Source organism: Streptomyces sp. NPDC088794, assembly GCF_044750545.1.
In the GTDB taxonomy this organism is placed as follows: domain Bacteria; phylum Actinomycetota; class Actinomycetes; order Streptomycetales; family Streptomycetaceae; genus Streptomyces.
In genome coordinates, this window is record NZ_JBIVKB010000016.1 from 265,754 (window position 1) to 281,577 (window position 15,824).

Consider the following 15,824-nt stretch of genomic DNA (forward strand, 5'->3'; position numbering starts at 1 on the left):
CTTCTTCGACCGCCTGACGGGTTCCAGTAGAGCACACAATTAAATTGCGTACAACTAAATGGCTCGCAAAGGCTATCCTGGACCCATGACCACGCCCACTCCCACCCCGCCCACCACCGACTGGCTCCGCCTCGACCAGCAGATCTGCTTCTCCCTGAACGCGGCCTCGCGCGCGTTCGGCGGTGTCTACCGCGTGATCCTCAAGGATCTCGGGATCACGTACCCGCAGTACCTGGTGATGCTGGTGCTGTGGGAGCACGGCGAGCTGCCCGTCAAGAAGCTCGGCGAACACCTGCGGCTCGACTCCGGCACCCTCTCCCCGCTGCTCAAGCGGCTGGAGGCGGCCGGTCTGGTCCACCGCGAGCGCAGCGCCCGCGACGAGCGCTCGGTGGAGGTGGGCCTGACGGAGGAGGGCGCCGCCCTGCGTGAGCGCGCCCTCGCGGTGCCGCGCCGCATCTCCGCCGCGACCGGCTTCGACGTGGACGAGATCCGAGCGCTGCGCTCCCGCCTCGACGACCTCACCGCGGCGCTGGACGCGGCGACGCTGGAGGAGACGTCGGAGTGAGCGCGGGGGTGGGGGCGACTTCCTTGCTCGACCCACCTGTTGGGCCGGCCGTGGCCGTCGGGCCGAGCCCGACCGCCGCCCCCGGCCCCACCGTCGGACCGAACGCGTCCGGCCGTCTGACGTAGAGCCGGAGGCCCACTCCTCCGAGGACATAGCGCGTCCGCTGCGCGCTCGCGGGCTCGAACTGCTCCTCCACGGCGGTGAGTTTGGCGCGTTCGGTGGGGTCGCCCGGGTACCAGCGGGTGCGCAGGGCGTACGGCTCGGTGACGACCCAGAGCCGGTGCACGCGCGCGAGTCTGCGGCGCAGTTCACCGGCGCCCACCTCACGGCCGTAGAGCGTGCCGGACGGTGGGCCGGGCTCGCCGAGCGCGATGTCCCGGGCCCGCCGGAACCCCTCGGGGTACACCAGCGCCGCGCGCCGGCCGATCGACGGGAGGTACACAACCGGGTCGCCGGGGCGCAGTTGACGGGCGGCGAGCGCGGAGACGGCGGCGAGGTCGTCGGGGCGGTGGTCGGGGGCGCGGTCCTGGCGGTACGCGGGGAGGGCGTGGAGGAAGGTCAGGGCGATGGCGAGGGCGCCCGCGGCGGGGCTGTGGAGCAGACGGCGGCGCAGCGTCGACCGGCCGACGTCGGCGGAGACCAGCCGGTCCGCGCCGGCCGCCACCAGCAACGGCATTCCGGCCAGGGCGTACAGCACGTACCGGTCGTCGTACATGGGCCGCACCTGCGAGACCGTCATCAGCAGCGCGGGCGGCACGACCATCAACGGCAGGGCGACGGCGGCCACTTGACGCACCCGCAGCCCCTGTGCCACGAGCATCAGACAGGCCCAGAACACCACCCCGGTGGGCCCGGCCGCGAAGTCGCGCAGCAGCCGTTCCGCGCTCCCCCACCCCGGCACCGGCAGCCACTCCACCTGGTCCGACTGCGCCCGCGACACCACCGCGAGCGGCAGCAGTACGACGCCCACGGCCCCCGTCGCACGCGCCCAGCCCCACCACGCGCGCTTCGGCGCCCGCGTCCAGGCCAGCGTGACCGCGTGCGCGGCCGGCACGAGTACGGCCAGTTCGTGCAGCAGGCAGGTGACGGTGAGCACGAGTGCGTACGGCCACCAGGACCGGCCGTCCAGCGCGCGCACCAGGAGCAGCGTGGCCCCCGTGACGCCGGCCGCGACCAGGGCGTACGACCGGCCCTCCTGCGCGTAGTGCCCGGTCAGTGGGGTCACGGCGTACAGCAGTCCGGCCCACAACCCGACGCGCGCCCCCGCGAGCCGGACCCCGAGTGCCCCGACGAGGCCCGCCGTCGCGGCGGCGGCGCACACCGACGGCAGGCGCAGGACGACCTCGCCGGAGTGGACGGCGAGGACGGCGTGCATGAACAGGTAGTACAGGCCGTGCACCGCGTCCACGCCGTGCAGCAGCCGCCAGATCTGCGGGACCGAGCGCCGCGCGACCTGGAAGGTGACGCCCTCGTCGCGCCATATCCCGCCGCGGTCGAGCCCCCAGAGCCCGATCGCGAGCATGACGGCCGCGGGCACTGCCACGGCCACGACGGCCTCCGGCGGCTTCCGGTGTCCCGCTCTCCTGCCTGCACCCGCGTTCGTCACGCGAGTCATTTTGTACGACTAGTTACCTCTTTCCCCTGATTGACGATGTACAGGACCTGCTTCACTGATACGCGGGACACGTCGACGAGGGGACGGACGCACATGACCTGGCTGATCACCGGTGGCGCCGGCTACATCGGGGCGCACGTCGTCCGCGCGATGACCGAGGCGGGCGAACAGGCCGTGGTGTACGACGACCTGTCGACCGGCATCGCCGAGCGCGTGCCGGACGGGGTGCCGCTGGTGACCGGCTCGACGCTGGACGGCGAACGGCTGGCGCGCACGCTCGCCGACCACGAGGTCACCGGGGTCGTCCACCTCGCGGCGAAGAAGCAGGTCGGCGAGTCGGTCCACCTCCCCCTGCACTACTACCGCGAGAACGTCGAGGGCCTGCGCGTCCTCCTGGAGGCCGTCACGACGGCCGGCGTCCCGTCCTTCGTCTTCTCCTCCTCCGCGGCCGTGTACGGCATGCCGGACGTGGACCTGGTGACGGAGGAGACCCCCTGCCTCCCCATGTCCCCCTACGGCGAGACGAAGCTGGCCGGCGAGTGGCTGGTCCGCGCGACGGGCCGCGCGACCGGCCTCTCCACCGCCTCCCTCCGCTACTTCAACGTGGCGGGCGCGGCGGCCCCCGAACTGGCCGACGTCGGCGTCTTCAACCTCGTCCCCATGGTCTTCGAGAAGCTCACCGAGAACGCGCCCCCGCGCATCTTCGGCGACGACTACGACACCCCGGACGGCACCTGCGTACGCGACTACATCCACGTCGTCGACCTCGCCGAGGCCCACGTCGCCGCCGCCCACGCCCTGCGCTCCGCCCCCGGCCGCGACCTCACCCTCAACATCGGCCGCGGCGAGGGCGTCTCGGTCCGCGAGATGATCGACCACATCAACACCCTCACGGGCTACGACCGCCCCCCGACCCCCCTCCCCCGCCGCCCCGGCGACCCCGCCCGAGTAGTCGCCTCGGCCGACCGAGCCGCCACCGAGCTGGGCTGGAAGGCCAAACACGACGTCCAGGACATGATCACGTCGGCCTGGGCGGGGTGGGTGCGACGGCATCCGGGGGTGGGGCGGGGCTGACCTGCCCGGGCCGACGCCGACCGGAGGTCGCTGAGCCCGTCTCCGGGGTGGCTAGCGGTTGTTCAGGTACGCCAGTACCGCCAGTACCCGGCGGTGTCCGCTGTCGCTCTGGGGGAGGCCCAGTTTCAGGAAGACGTTGCCGATGTGTTTGTGGACGGCTCGTTCGGTGACCACGAGGGATTTCGCGATGGTGGCGTTGTCGTGGCCCTCGGCCATCAGGGAGAGGACCTCGCGCTCGCGGGGGGTGAGGGAGTCGAGGGGGGAGTCCTTGCGGCGGGTGAGGAGTTCGGTGACGACCTCGGGGTCGAGGGCGGTGCCGCCGGCGGCGACCCGTTCCAGGGCGTCGAGGAACTCGTCGACCCGGCCGATCCGGTCCTTGAGGAGGTAGCCGAGCCCGCTCGCACCGCCGGTCAGCAGCTCGGCGGCGTACGACTCCTCGACGTACTGGGAGAGCACCAGGACCGGGAGGCCGGGGATCTGTTCGCGGGCCTCCAGGGCGGCGCGCAGGCCCTCGTCGCGGAAGCCGGGGGGCATGCGGACGTCGAGCACGGCGGCGTCGGGGCGGTGTTCCAGGAGGGCGGGGAGCACCTCGGGGCCGGTGCTCGCGACGGCGACCACGTCGTGTCCCGCGGAGGTCAGGAGGAGGACAAGGCCCTCACGCAGCAGGGCGTTGTCCTCGGCGATCACGACTCTCACGGCAGTTCCGCCTCAACTCCGGTCACCGTGCGCACGGCGACGTCCTGTCGGCCACCGGCGGCCTGATCACCGCAGCCTACTCACAGCGCCTTGATCGCCGCCGCGGTGGCCCGAGCCAGCGCACCCAGGTACCCCTTGGGGAGCTTCGGGCTGCGGATGACCACCGAGCGCCAGTACAGGGGCCCGGAGATCAGGTCGAGGGCCAGGTCCCGGTCGAGGTCGCCGCTGATCTCGCCGCGCTCGGCCGCCGCCACCACGATCTTGCTGGCGACACCGTCCTGCCCCTCGCGCAGCGCCTTCTGCATGGCCTCGGCGATCTCGGGGCTGCGGGCCGCCTCGGCCTGGAGGTCGGGGATGATCTGCGAGGCGATGGGGTGGCGCAACGCGCGCGAGGTGAACTCGTACAGCAGCCGCAGGTCGCCCTCCAGGGAGCCCGTGTCGGGCACCGGCAGGCCCTGCACCGCGAGCGCCGAGACGACGTCGAGCACCAGGTGCAGCTTGGACCGCCAGCGGCGGTAGACCGCGGTCTTGCCGACGCCCGCGCGCCGCGCGATCCCCTCGATCGACATCCGCGCGTAGCCGACGGCCGCGAGCTCCTCGAAGACGGCGGCCCGAATGGCTTCCGTCACATCCGGACGGAGCACGGCCGCTCCGGCGGGGGTGCGGCGGCGCGGACGGGTTTGGGGCTCGTCGGCGTTCGTCGTCATACGGCCCAGCATAGGGCGTTGCGACGATACGGTCCCGTCCCCACGCAGCGCGTCACGACGGAACGGTTCCGTCCCGGCGACGAAACGGTCTCGTCCTGGCGAAGGACGTGACGACGAAACGGTTGCGTTCCGACGCCGGTTCGGCCTACGCTCACGTTGCGACGATACGGTCCCGTCCCGACGTAAGAGAACGTGAAGAGAAGCGTAAGGAAACGCCGGGTGACGGACCGGCCGGCCGACGGGCCGGTTCGCCCGCACCCCCACCCCCCGAACGAAAGCAGCGGATGTGAGCCAGGTACTCCACACACCGCCCCCGACGGCGGCTGCGGCCGACGACGATCTCGCGGCGCTCGCCGCGCGACACGGCCTCACGGTCAGCGGCGCCCGTCCCTCCCTGCCCGAGTACGTCCGTGAGCTGTGGGCCCGGCGTCACTTCATCACCGCCTTCTCCACCGCCAAACTCACGTCCCAGTACAGCCAGGCGAAGCTCGGCCAGGTCTGGCAGGTCATGACCCCGCTGCTCAACGCGGCGGTGTACTACTTCATCTTCGGCGTGCTGCTCGACACCAAGCGGAGCGTGCCGGACTACATCCCGTTCCTGGTTACGGGAGTGTTCATCTGGACGTTCACGCAGAGCTCGATCCTGACCGGCACCCGCGCCATCTCCGGCAACCTCGGCCTGGTCCGCGCCCTGCACTTCCCGCGGGCCGCGCTGCCGATCTCCTTCTGCCTCCAGCAGCTCCAGCAGCTGCTGTTCTCGATGTGCGCCCTGGTCGTGATCCTGCTCTGCTTCGGGATCCCGGTCTCCTTCTCCTGGTTCCTGGCGATCCCCACCCTGGTGCTGCAGTTCACGTTCAACACCGGCATCGCGATGATCATGGCCAGGCTGGGCTCCAAGACCCCCGACATCGCCCAGCTGATGCCGTTCGTGCTGCGCACCTGGATGTACATCTCCGGTGTCATGTGGAGCATCGACAAGCTGACCAAGCAGCACGACGACCTGCCCAGCTGGGTGGCTCCGGCGCTCAAGGCCAACCCGCCCGCCGTCTACATCGACCTGATGCGCTACTCCCTCATCGACAGCTTCCACGCGAGCCAGTTGCCGCCCCACGTGTGGGCGCTCGCGGTGGGCTGGGCCCTGCTCGCCGGGGTCTGTGGCTTCATCTACTTCTGGAAGGCCGAGGAGACCTACGGCCGTGGCTGAGTACACCGAAGAGACCGCAGAGTTCGCAGACGGGATCACCGACCGCATGACCGACCAGGCCGTCGAGCAGCAGCCCACCCGCAGCGACATCCCCACCGTCGTCGCCGACAGCGTCGACATCGTCTACCGGGTCAACGGCACCACCGGCGGACGCGGTTCCGCGACCGCCGCCCTCAACCGCATGCTGCGCCGCAAGCAGGCCGACCAGGCGTCCGGCGTCCGCAAGGTGCACGCCGTACGGAACGTCTCCTTCGTCGCGTACAAGGGCGAGGCCATCGGCCTGATCGGCACCAACGGCTCCGGCAAGTCGACCCTGCTGAAGGCCGTCGCGGGCCTGCTGCCGGTGGAGAACGGCCGGATCTACACCGACGGCCAGCCCTCCCTCCTCGGCGTCAACGCGGCCCTGATGAGCGACCTGACCGGCGAGCGCAACGTCTACCTCGGCGGCCTCGCCATGGGCATGTCCCGCGAGCAGATCAAGGAGCGCTACGCCGACATCGTCGAGTTCTCCGGCATCAACGAGAAGGGCGACTTCATCACCCTGCCGATGCGGACGTACTCCTCCGGCATGGGCGCCCGGCTGCGCTTCTCCATCGCCGCCGCCAAGGACCACGACGTGCTGCTCATCGACGAGGCGCTGGCCACCGGCGACGCGGCCTTCCGCAAGCGCTCCGAGCAGCGGATTCGCGAGCTGCGCAAGCACGCGGGCACGGTGTTCCTGGTCAGCCACAACAACAAGACGATCCGCGACACCTGCGACCGCGTCCTGTGGCTGGAGCGCGGTGTGCTGCGCATGGACGGCCCGACGGAGGACGTCCTCGCGGAGTACGAGGCCTTCACCGGCGACAAGAGCGACAAGGCGAAGCCCAAGGCCAAGCCGAAGCCGAAGCCCGCGGCGGCTGTGACGGCCTGACGCGCCCGGACCACTCGGCCGACCTGGCACCCGGCACGCAGAAGGAGCCCCGGACCGCTCGACGCGGTCCGGGGCTCCTTCTGTTCCTGCTGGCTACGTGTGCGCCCGCAGCAGCGTCCGCATCGTCCGCATCGCCACCGACAGGTTGGCGAGGTCGAACGCCTCCGAGCCCTGGATCTCGTCCAGCGTCGTGCGGGCCCGGCCGAGGATCGGCGCGTTCTTCTCCTCCCAGGCCTTGAAGCGCTGTTCGGGGGTCGAGGTGCCGTTGCCGACGGCCAGGACGTCGGCGGTCAGCGCCGAGTGCGCCGCGTAGAGGTCCTCGCGGATGGAGGCGCGGGCCATGGACTGCCAGCGGTCGGCGCGGGGCAGCTCGATGATGCGGTCCATGAGCTGGGTGATGTGGAGACGGTCGGCGAGGTCGTAGTAGACCTCGGCGACGTCCATCGGCTCCTTGCCCATGCGGTCGGCCACCGAGACGATGTCGAGCGCCGGGAAGGCCGAGGAGAAACCGGCCACGCGCGTGGCCAGCTCGTCGGGGACACCGGCGCCGGTCAGCTCGTCGTGGATCCGCTGCCACCACTCCTGGTCCGCGCCGCGCAGCAGCTTCGGCAGCTGCTGCCACACCAGCTCGACCCGCTCGGCGAAGAACTCCACCGTCTCGGCGAGCTCCAGCGGCTGGCGCCGGTTGTTGAGCAGCCAGCGCGTGCCGCGCTCGACGAGCCGGCGCGAGTGCAGCCGGATCCGGGTCTGGACGGCGGCCTCGACCTTGTTGTCCAGGGCCTCGACCGCGTCCCACACCGGCGCCGAGCTGAAGATCCGGCGCGCCACGGTCTGGGCCCGGACGATCTCTTCGAGCGACGCCCCGGTCTCCTCGCGCAGCCGGTGCAGATACGTCGTACCGCCCGTGTTGACCGTGTCGTTGACCAGCACGGTCGTCACGATCTCGCGGCGCAGCGGGTGCTTGTCCATGTACTCCGGGTACGCCTCGCGCAGCGCCGTCGGGAAGTACGCGTCCAGCAGACTGCGCAGGTAGGGGTCGTCCGGCAGCGTGGTGTGCAGCAGCTCGTCGGCGACCGTGATCTTCGTGTACGCCATCAGCACGGCCGTCTCCGGGCTGGTCAGCCCCTGGCCCTGGGTGAGGCGTTCGCGGATCTGGCGGTCGGTCGGCAGGAACTCCAGGGCCCGGTCGAGGTGGCCCTCGCGCACCAGGTGGCGGATGAACCGCTGCTGGGCGTGGAGCATGTCCTTGGACTGGGCGAGCGCGTTGGCGATCGCGGTGTTCTGCGCGTAGTTGTTGCGCAGGACGAGATGGCCGACCTCGTCGGTCATCTGGGCGAGCAGCTTGTTGCGCTGCTTGACGGTCATGTCGCCGTCGGTGACCAGGCCGTTGAGCAGGATCTTGATGTTCACCTCGTGGTCGGAGGTGTCCACGCCCGCGCTGTTGTCGATCGCGTCCGTGTTGATCTTGCCGCCGGCCAGCGCGAACTCGATCCGGCCGAGCTGGGTCAGGCCCAGGTTGCCGCCCTCGCCGACGACCTTGACGCGCAGCTCGGCGCCGTCGACGCGGATCGGGTCGTTGGCCTTGTCGCCGACGTCCGCGTGGGTCTCGGTGGACGCCTTCACATACGTACCGATGCCGCCGTTCCACAGCAGGTCCACCGGCGCCTTGAGGATGGCCTTCATCAGGTCGGCCGGGGTCATCTTGGCGACCTTGTCCTCGATGCCGAGGGCCTCGCGGATGTGGGCGTTGACCGGGATGGCCTTGGCGGTACGGGGGAAGACGCCGCCGCCGGCGGAGATGAGGCCGGTGTCGTAGTCGGCCCAGCTGGAGCGGGGCAGGTCGAAGACGCGGCGGCGCTCGGCGTAGGAGGGGGCCGCCTGCGGGTTCGGGTCGATGAAGATGTGCCGGTGGTCGAAGGCGGCGACCAGGCGGATGTGCTCGGACAGCAGCATGCCGTTGCCGAACACGTCACCGGACATGTCACCGATGCCGACGACCGTGAAGTCCTCGCTCTGGGTGTCGACGTCCAGCTCCCGGAAGTGCCGCTTCACGGACTCCCAGGCGCCGCGGGCGGTGATGCCCATGCCCTTGTGGTCGTAACCCGCCGAGCCGCCGGAGGCGAAGGCGTCGCCGAGCCAGAAGTTGTACGTCTCCGCGACCCCGTTGGCGATGTCCGAGAACGTCGCCGTGCCCTTGTCGGCGGCGACCACGAGGTAGGTGTCGTCCTCGTCGTGCCGTACGACGTCGGCCGGGGGCACGACCTCGCCGGCCACCATGTTGTCGGTGATGTCGAGCAGGGCCGAGATGAACGTCTTGTAGCTGGAGATGCCCTCCGCGAGCCACGCGTCCCGGTCCACGCTCGGATCCGGGAGCTGCTTGGCGACGAAGCCGCCCTTGGCGCCGACCGGCACGATGACGGTGTTCTTCACCATCTGTGCCTTGACCAGGCCGAGGATCTCGGTGCGGAAGTCCTCCTTGCGGTCCGACCAGCGCAGACCACCGCGCGCGACCTTGCCGAAGCGCAGGTGCACGCCCTCCACCTGCGGCGAGTACACCCAGATCTCGTACGCCGGGCGCGGCGCGGGCAGATCGGGGATCGCCTGCGGGTCGAACTTCATGGACACGTACGCGTGCGGCTTGCCGCCCGCCGCCTCCTGGAAGAAGTTCGTCCGCAACGTCGCCTTGATGACCGTCAGGAAGGACCGCAGGATGCGGTCCTCGTCGAGGGAGGCCACCTGGTCGAGGGCCGCGTCGACCTCTTCGAGGAGGGCGTCGACGATCTCGTGGCCCGCGCGTTGGCGGTCCGGCGACATCCGCGCCTCGAACAGGGAGACCAGCAGCCGGGTGGTGTGGACGTTGCTGCGGAGGGTGTCCTCCATGTAGTCCTGGCTGAAGGTGGAGCCCGCCTGGCGCAGGTACTTGGCGTACGCCCGCAGCACCATGGCCTGGCGCCAGGTCAACCCGGCGCTGAGTACCAGGGAGTTGAAGCCGTCGTTCTCCGCCTTGCCGGTCCAGGTGGCGGCGAAGGCCTCCTGGATGCGCTCGCGGCCGTCGTCACCGAGGTAGTCCCCGTTGCCGTTCTGCGACTTGGGCATGCGCAGGCCGAAGTCGTAGATCCAGGCGATGCTGCGGTCCGAGCAGCGCAGCTCGTAGGGCCGCTCGTCCATCACCTCGACGCCGAGCCGGTTGAGCACCGGCAGCACCGCGGAGAGGGTGATCGAGGCGCCCTTGCGGTAGATCTTGAACCGGCGTTCCTCGGGGGCGGCGCCCACCGGCTCGTACAGGCTGAGCGCGAAGTCCTTGCCGTTGTCCGAATCGGCGTCGCTGAGCTGTTCCAGGTGGACCAGGTCGGCGACCGCGGCACGCGGGGAGTGGTCGGCCTTGTAGCCCTCGGGAAAGGCGCTGCCGTACTTGCGCAGCAGCTCGGCGGCCTTCTCCTCGCCGCACTCCGCGTTCAGCGCCTCCCCGAACGCGTCCGCCCAGGAGCGGGCGGCCTCGACCAGGCGGGCCTCGATGCGGTCCTTGTCCGCTTCGGACAGCTGCGGCAGCTCGGTGCCCTGCGGGACCCGGACCACGAAGTGCAGCCGGGACAGGATGGACTCGGTGTTCCAGGCCGTGAAGTCGACGCTGGTGCCGCCCAGTTGCTCCTTGAGGATGTCGATGATCCGCAGCCGGACGCCGGTGGTGTAGCGGTCGCGCGGGAGGTAGACGAGGGCCGAGTAGTAGCGGCCGTACTCGTCCTGGCGCAGGTAGAGACGCAGCCGCCGGCGCTCCTGGAGGTAGAGCACCGAGGTGACGATGGACTGCAGCTCGTCGACCGGGGTCTGGAAGAGCTCGTCGCGCGGGTAGGTCTCCATGATCTGGAGCAGGTCGCGCCCGTCATGGCTGTTGGGCGAGAAGCCGGCCCGGTCCAGGACCTCTTCGACCTTGCGACGGATGACCGGAACCCGGCGTACCGATTCGGTGTACGCGGCGGACGAGAACAGTCCGAGGAACCGGCGTTCACCGATCACGTTGCCGTCCGCGTCGAACTTCTTGACGCCGATGTAGTCCAGGTACGACGGCCGGTGCACGGTCGAGCGGCTGTTGGCCTTCGTCAGCACCAGGAGCTTGTGCTCGCGGGCCTTGGCGCGCGCGTCGGCCGGCAGCCGCTCGAAGGACGGGCTGACCGGGTGGCTCTCGTCACCGGCGTGCTGCGGGTCGGAGCGCAGGATACCGAGGCCGGTGCCGGGCACTGCGGCCAGCGAGTCGTCGTCGCGCAGCTGGTACTCGCGGTAGCCGAGGAAGGTGAAGTGGTCGGCGGCCAGCCAGCGCAGCAGCTCGCGGGCCTCCTCGACGTCCTGTGCGCGCAGGTCGGAGGCGACCGGTTCCTTGGGCAGTTCCTCGGCCATGCGCAGGGCCGCGTCCCGCATCTTGTCCCAGTCCTCGACGGCCTCCCGGGCGTCGGACAGGACCCGCAGCAGGTCGGCGGTGATCTGCTTGAGGTCGTCGCGGTCGGTCTCGCGGTCGATCTCGACGTGGATCCAGGACTCGATGTGCGCGTCGTGCGGGAGCTCGCCGGCCGACTGCGCGGTGAGCACCTCGATGAGCTTGCCGGTCACGTCACGGCGGACGACGACCTGCGGGTGGATCACGACGTGGATGCCGCGGCCCTGCCGGGTCAGCTCGTTCGTCACGGAGTCCACGAGGAAGGGCATGTCGTCGGTGACGACCTCGACGACGGAGTGGCTGCACGTCCAGCCGTTCTCCTCGACCGTCGGGGTGTGCACCCGCACGTTGGCCGTGCCCTGCGGACGGTTCTCGGCCAACCGGTAGTGCGAAAGCGCGGCTCCGAAGACGTCGACCGGCTCGCGGTCGCCCAGGTCCTCCGGGGCCGTGTGCAGGTAGTAGCGCTGGAGGAACGCGAGTACGGATTCGCTGTCCGGGGTGTCCGGATCGCCCTCGTCCGCCGTCCCGGTCGGTAGGTTCCCCCCGACCGGGCTGTTCTCAGCTACCCGAGCGGCCCTCTCCAGCAGCTCGGCCTTGGCTTCGTCCAGCTTGGTCTGCATTGTCCTCTGGCTCCTGTCGCGCGCCGTTGCGTGACGTAGAAGGAAGTACGGGGTCTTCCCCTGCGGCTCGACGCCACGGCCCGGGTTCTCCGGTCCGTTCCGACGCTATGCCGCGAGGTGAGACGAGCGGGGGGTTATCAGCCAATGTCGGCGCCCCTGCGGGGTGTGACGCTGCTCTCGGCGGCGCCTCTTCCCGGGGGGTGCGCGGCGCCTCGGGGGCACCCACGCCTCCGTCCCGCCCGCGCGGACCAGCGACCGCCGCCCGGACACGGATGTGGTCCGTGTTCACCGGGCGCAGGGCAGGGGCAACAGTGCCCCCGCGAGCTATCGCGCTGATCACGCCACCCAGGCTATCGCTCCTTGCGGGGGCCCCGTCATGAGCCGTATGTGTACAAAACCAGGGGTGGAACTTTGACGTTCTGCACAGGAGCGAAGTACGCGCCGAGGGCGTATTCCGCGCGACCGCGGACAGTGCGGACACGGCGACCGTCTTCGGTGGAACTCCCCCATGCGCTCCCTCCCTCCTCCGTTCGGCGCACGCCCCCTTGGCAAGCGCGCCCGACGGGGGCACGTTGCCGACATGACAGCCAAAATCCTGATCGTCACCGGCGACGCGGCGGAGTCCCTGGAGGTCCTCTACCCCTACCAGCGGCTCCGCGAAGAGGGCTACGAGGTCCACATCGCGGCCCCCACGCGCAAGCAGCTCCGGTTCGTCGTCCACGACTTCGAACCCGGCTTCGACACGTACACCGAGAAGCCCGGCTACACCTGGCCCGCCGACCTGGCCTTCGCCGACGTCGACCCCGGCCAGTACGCGGCCCTCGTCATCCCCGGTGGCCGTGCCCCCGAGTACCTGCGCAACGACCCCGAGCTGCGCAAGATCCTCAAGTCCTTCTTCGACGCGGACAAACCGGTCGCCCAGATCTGCCACGGGCCCCTGCTCACCGCGGCGATCGACAGCCTGCGCGGCCGCCGGGTCACGGCGTACCCCGCCCTCGAGCCCGACATGCAGGCCGCCGGAGCCACCTTCCAGGACACCGAGGCGGTCGTCGACGGCACCCTGGTCTCCTCCCGAGCCTGGCCGGACCACCCGGCGTGGATGCGGGAGTTCCTGACGGTGCTACGAGCGAAGGCACCGGTGACCTAGGCGGTCGGCGGGGGCGGAGTTGGGTCGGCGGGGCCGGGGGGACTGGTCGGCGAGCCGGGGTGACTGGTCGGCGAGCCGGGGTGACTGATCTGCGGGGCCGGTCGGCGAAGCCGGCGCATCCGGTCGGCGGACCGGCATGACCGGTCGGCGGACCGGCATGACCGGTCGGCGGACCGGCGTGACCGGTCGGCGAGGCCCGGTGCTACCAGGCGGCGGGGCACGGTGTCCTCGCGGACGTCGCGCCCCGACGGGCCGACGCCGCTGCGGGCCCGAGTCGCCCGCACCGCTCGACGTGCCGTCGGTTTCACACCGCTCCACCCCCGGAGGGCTACGCCGCTATTCGTTCCGCCTCCGCGACCGCTTCCGCCAAGGTGTCCACCACCGGTACGCCCACCGCCTCCAGGCTTGCCCGGCCGTGCGAACCGCCGGTGTAGAGCACGGCTCTCGCACCGACGTGCAGCGCGGCCACGGCGTCGTCGGCGGCGTCCCCGATCACCACCGTGCGGGCCGGCTCCACCAGTTCCAGTGCGCCGAGGTGGCGGACCATGTGCTCGGCCTTGCTGCCGCCGGATGGCCCGATCCGGCCTTCGACGCGCAGGAAGTGCGGCTCGATGCCGAATCCCCGGACCAGCGGGACCAGTTCGTCGTGCCCGTACATGCTCAGGAGCGACTGGCTGCGTCCCGCCGACCGCCAGCCGGCCAGCAGCTCCACCGCTCCGTCGGTGAGCCCGCACCCCACCCGGTGCTCGGTGTAGTACCGGTGGAAGGTCTCGTCCATGACCTCCCACTCGGCATCGGTCGGCAGCCGCCCGAGCAGCCGCTCGTAGAACTTCGGCACCGGCACGCAGTACAGCGCCCGATACCGCTCCATCGTGATCGGCTCAAGGCCCAGCTCGGCGAAGGCCGCGTTCGTCGCACCGATGATCGCGTCGTTGTCGTGGAACAACGTCCCGTTCCAGTCCCACACGATGTGGGCCCCTGTCTGCGTCCCCATGCCAAAAACGTACCCGCCGCCACTGACAATCAAGAGGCCGGCCGCCGCCGAGGCCTCGGTCCCCGGGCCGGCCGGCGCCGGGGCCTCAGCTCCCGAGCCCCACCAGGTTCGGGATCTCCTGCGTCGCGAACCACAGCAGCTCGTGGTCCTCGGCCCCGTCCACCACGAACTGCGCGTCGTCGTCCCCGCCGTCCGCCGCACCCACGGCGTCGGCCGCGGCGGCCACGTCCGTCTCCGCGTCGTCGGCGTCCACGTGCACGGCGGCGGCCTTGGCCAGCGCCACGGTCCCGGCGACCCGCACCTCGCCCAGCGCCGCCGGATCGAGCCCGCGGTCCGGGTCGGCGACCGCGGCACCGTCCGGCACGTCGAGGGCGACGACGACCCGGCGCCGTACCGCCGCGGGGTCCGCCGCCAGCTGCCGCAGGGAGGCCAGCGCGGCCCGGTTCAGCGCCGCGTACTCCAGTTCCTCGATGTCGTCCGAGAGGTACCACTCGCGCAACGCGGGGGTGACGGCGTAGGCGAGGAACGGTCCGGTCGCCAACTCGCCCGTCTTGTACGCCTCGGCGAGACCGGAGAGGGTCAGGGGGACGTACACGCGCATGGCCGGCTGCTTTCGGTCGGTGGGTTCCGCAGGGGTCCCTGGGAGGGCTGAGCCGCGCCTCCCGGAGGGCCTTCAGGATACGTGCGGGACGCGCGCCGGACTCGGTTGGAGTCCCCTTTCGAGTCCCCACCCGCACCTCGAAGGGCGTCCACCCCGGTCCTCGGAACTCACCCGGGGCACCCCGGAGAACACGGGGTTTCCCGCCCCCTCGATCACTCGGATAAGTGAACATCCCGGCCACCCCGACCCGGGCCGGCGCTTCCTTGCCCCGGCCGCCTCCGTCGCCGTACAAGATCCCCACCGCAAAAGTTACCGCCCGGTATGAATCGGGCCGAGCGAACGGGGACTCCCATGCACAAGGTCATGACCAGGGCGCAGCACCGCACGGCCGGCCGCCCGCCGGCCCGCCGCGACCCGAGCCGCCCGGGCGGCACCCCACCCCGTACGCCGGGTGGCACAGCACCTCTCACGGCCCCGGACGGCGACCGCCCGCCGGGCTCCCGTGCAGGCACCCTCTCCCCGCGCACAAGGCCCACGGACGGCCGCCCGGCGTCGGGCCCGGGCCGGAGCACCACGACCGCCCCGGGCACCGTCAGGCGACCACAGGGCACCGCCGCATCGACCCAGGGCACCATCACTCCGCGCCCGGGGACGCCCTCGCGGGACATCACGAGGGTGCCCGCGCCGCGCACGGCCAACAGCCCCACCACAGACACCGCCACCGGCCCCACCGCACGCACCGCCACCGGCCTCACCACGCACACCGCCCTCGGCACCGCGCCCTCCGCACGCACCCCCGCCCACGCCCCACCCGGCACCGTCCCCGCCCCGGTCACCGCAGGCGGCGCCACCGGTCCCGCGCGCCGCACGACCGTCCCCGCCCAGGCCCGACGCCGGCCGCCCGCCCCACAACCCCGTCCCACCGACCTCTTCGCCGACCGGCTCCTGGCGGTGCTGAGCGGTCAGCGCCCGGTGCACTGGATGCTCCGGCACACCGCGGGCCGCGCCTACGACGAACTGGCCCTGCTCGCCGACCGCACACCCCTGCGCACGCGTGGCGCCCGACCCGTCGTCCGCGACATCGGCTACTTCGTCCCGCGCGAGGGCGCCATCGAGGCCTTCGCCCGGATCGGCGCCGGCGACCAGCTGCGGGCCATGGCCTTCCGCCTGGAGCAGGGCGTCGACCTGCGCTGGCGCTGCACGGCGGTGGAGATGGGCGGCCCACGCCCCACGCACCTCACGGACGACGACTGACCCCC

Annotated in this window: 12 protein-coding genes; 6 read left to right on the top strand and 6 right to left on the bottom strand. The window is 71.3% G+C overall.

Features of this window, described 5'->3' with window-relative positions:
- The first annotated feature begins 58 nt into the window (after positions 1-58).
- Positions 59-565 carry a MarR family winged helix-turn-helix transcriptional regulator gene (locus ACIP6U_RS37480; protein ID WP_401727138.1) on the top strand — a complete coding sequence of 169 codons (507 nt, stop codon included), beginning with the start codon at positions 59-61 and terminating at the stop codon, positions 563-565.
- Here the strand turns inward: ACIP6U_RS37480 and ACIP6U_RS37485 are convergent.
- Positions 519-2,114 (bottom strand): hypothetical protein, encoded by a 1,596-nt coding sequence (locus ACIP6U_RS37485; protein ID WP_401727140.1) that lies wholly within the window; start codon positions 2,112-2,114, stop codon positions 519-521. The genes ACIP6U_RS37480 and ACIP6U_RS37485 overlap by 47 nt on opposite strands.
- 159 nt (positions 2,115-2,273) lie before the next feature.
- On the opposite strand from ACIP6U_RS37485, the gene galE reads away from it, so the two are divergent.
- Positions 2,274-3,254, top strand: coding sequence for a UDP-glucose 4-epimerase GalE (gene galE / locus ACIP6U_RS37490; protein ID WP_401727142.1), 981 nt, complete (start codon positions 2,274-2,276; stop codon positions 3,252-3,254).
- 51 nt (positions 3,255-3,305) lie between these two features.
- Here galE and ACIP6U_RS37495 read toward each other — a convergent pair whose 3' ends face one another.
- Together ACIP6U_RS37495 and ACIP6U_RS37500 are read right to left on the bottom strand one after the other, a co-directional pair.
- On the bottom strand, positions 3,306-3,950 hold the full coding sequence (locus tag ACIP6U_RS37495) for a response regulator (protein WP_401727144.1): 645 nt from the start codon (positions 3,948-3,950) through the stop codon (positions 3,306-3,308).
- Between the two features lie 80 nt (positions 3,951-4,030).
- On the bottom strand, positions 4,031-4,657 hold the full coding sequence (locus ACIP6U_RS37500; protein ID WP_401727145.1) for a TetR/AcrR family transcriptional regulator: 627 nt from the start codon (positions 4,655-4,657) through the stop codon (positions 4,031-4,033).
- 286 nt (positions 4,658-4,943) lie between these two features.
- Here ACIP6U_RS37500 and ACIP6U_RS37505 point away from each other — a divergent pair, with 286 nt between their 5' ends.
- Positions 4,944-5,861: an ABC transporter permease gene (locus ACIP6U_RS37505; RefSeq protein ID WP_401727147.1), complete on the top strand. Its 918-nt coding sequence runs from the start codon at positions 4,944-4,946 to the stop codon at positions 5,859-5,861.
- Between the two features lie 46 nt (positions 5,862-5,907).
- Positions 5,908-6,774, top strand: a complete 867-nt coding sequence (locus ACIP6U_RS37510) for an ABC transporter ATP-binding protein (protein ID WP_401727199.1) — start codon at positions 5,908-5,910, stop codon at positions 6,772-6,774.
- 93 nt (positions 6,775-6,867) lie between these two features.
- On the opposite strand, the gene ACIP6U_RS37515 is transcribed toward ACIP6U_RS37510, so the two are convergent.
- A complete protein-coding gene (locus ACIP6U_RS37515; protein ID WP_401727149.1) occupies positions 6,868-11,823 on the bottom strand; it encodes an NAD-glutamate dehydrogenase in 4,956 nt (1,651 codons plus the stop codon).
- Between the two features lie 580 nt (positions 11,824-12,403).
- Here ACIP6U_RS37515 and ACIP6U_RS37520 point away from each other — a divergent pair.
- Entirely contained in the window at positions 12,404-12,970 is a 567-nt protein-coding gene (locus ACIP6U_RS37520; RefSeq protein WP_401727151.1) for a DJ-1/PfpI family protein, read from the top strand.
- 328 nt (positions 12,971-13,298) lie between these two features.
- On the opposite strand, the gene ACIP6U_RS37525 is transcribed toward ACIP6U_RS37520, so the two are convergent.
- Together ACIP6U_RS37525 and ACIP6U_RS37530 are read right to left on the bottom strand one after the other, a co-directional pair.
- The gene (locus tag ACIP6U_RS37525) at positions 13,299-13,964 is read right to left on the bottom strand and encodes an HAD family hydrolase (protein ID WP_401727152.1); all 666 of its coding nucleotides are present in this window, start codon (positions 13,962-13,964) and stop codon (positions 13,299-13,301) included.
- An 85-nt stretch (positions 13,965-14,049) separates the two neighbouring features.
- Positions 14,050-14,565: a DUF6912 family protein gene (locus ACIP6U_RS37530; RefSeq protein WP_401727153.1), complete on the bottom strand. Its 516-nt coding sequence runs from the start codon at positions 14,563-14,565 to the stop codon at positions 14,050-14,052.
- A gap of 363 nt (positions 14,566-14,928) precedes the next feature.
- Here ACIP6U_RS37530 and ACIP6U_RS37535 point away from each other — a divergent pair, with 363 nt between their 5' ends.
- Positions 14,929-15,819, top strand: a complete 891-nt coding sequence (locus tag ACIP6U_RS37535) for an Rv3235 family protein (RefSeq protein WP_401727154.1) — start codon at positions 14,929-14,931, stop codon at positions 15,817-15,819.
- Positions 15,820-15,824: the final 5 nt, after the last annotated feature.

Bases quoted from the DNA above. Each gene is read 5' to 3' on its own strand.
- ACIP6U_RS37515 (WP_401727149.1), bottom strand. From the start codon at position 11,823: ATGCAGACCAAGCTGGACGAAGCCAAGGCCGAGCTGCTGGAGAGGGCC.
- ACIP6U_RS37480 (WP_401727138.1), top strand. From the start codon at position 59: ATGGCTCGCAAAGGCTATCCTGGACCCATGACCACGCCCACTCCCACC.
- galE (WP_401727142.1), top strand. From the start codon at position 2,274: ATGACCTGGCTGATCACCGGTGGCGCCGGCTACATCGGGGCGCACGTC.
- ACIP6U_RS37520 (WP_401727151.1), top strand. From the start codon at position 12,404: ATGACAGCCAAAATCCTGATCGTCACCGGCGACGCGGCGGAGTCCCTG.
- ACIP6U_RS37510 (WP_401727199.1), top strand. From the start codon at position 5,908: ATGACCGACCAGGCCGTCGAGCAGCAGCCCACCCGCAGCGACATCCCC.
- ACIP6U_RS37535 (WP_401727154.1), top strand. From the start codon at position 14,929: ATGACCAGGGCGCAGCACCGCACGGCCGGCCGCCCGCCGGCCCGCCGC.
- ACIP6U_RS37530 (WP_401727153.1), bottom strand. From the start codon at position 14,565: ATGCGCGTGTACGTCCCCCTGACCCTCTCCGGTCTCGCCGAGGCGTAC.
- ACIP6U_RS37500 (WP_401727145.1), bottom strand. From the start codon at position 4,657: ATGACGACGAACGCCGACGAGCCCCAAACCCGTCCGCGCCGCCGCACC.
- ACIP6U_RS37525 (WP_401727152.1), bottom strand. From the start codon at position 13,964: ATGGGGACGCAGACAGGGGCCCACATCGTGTGGGACTGGAACGGGACG.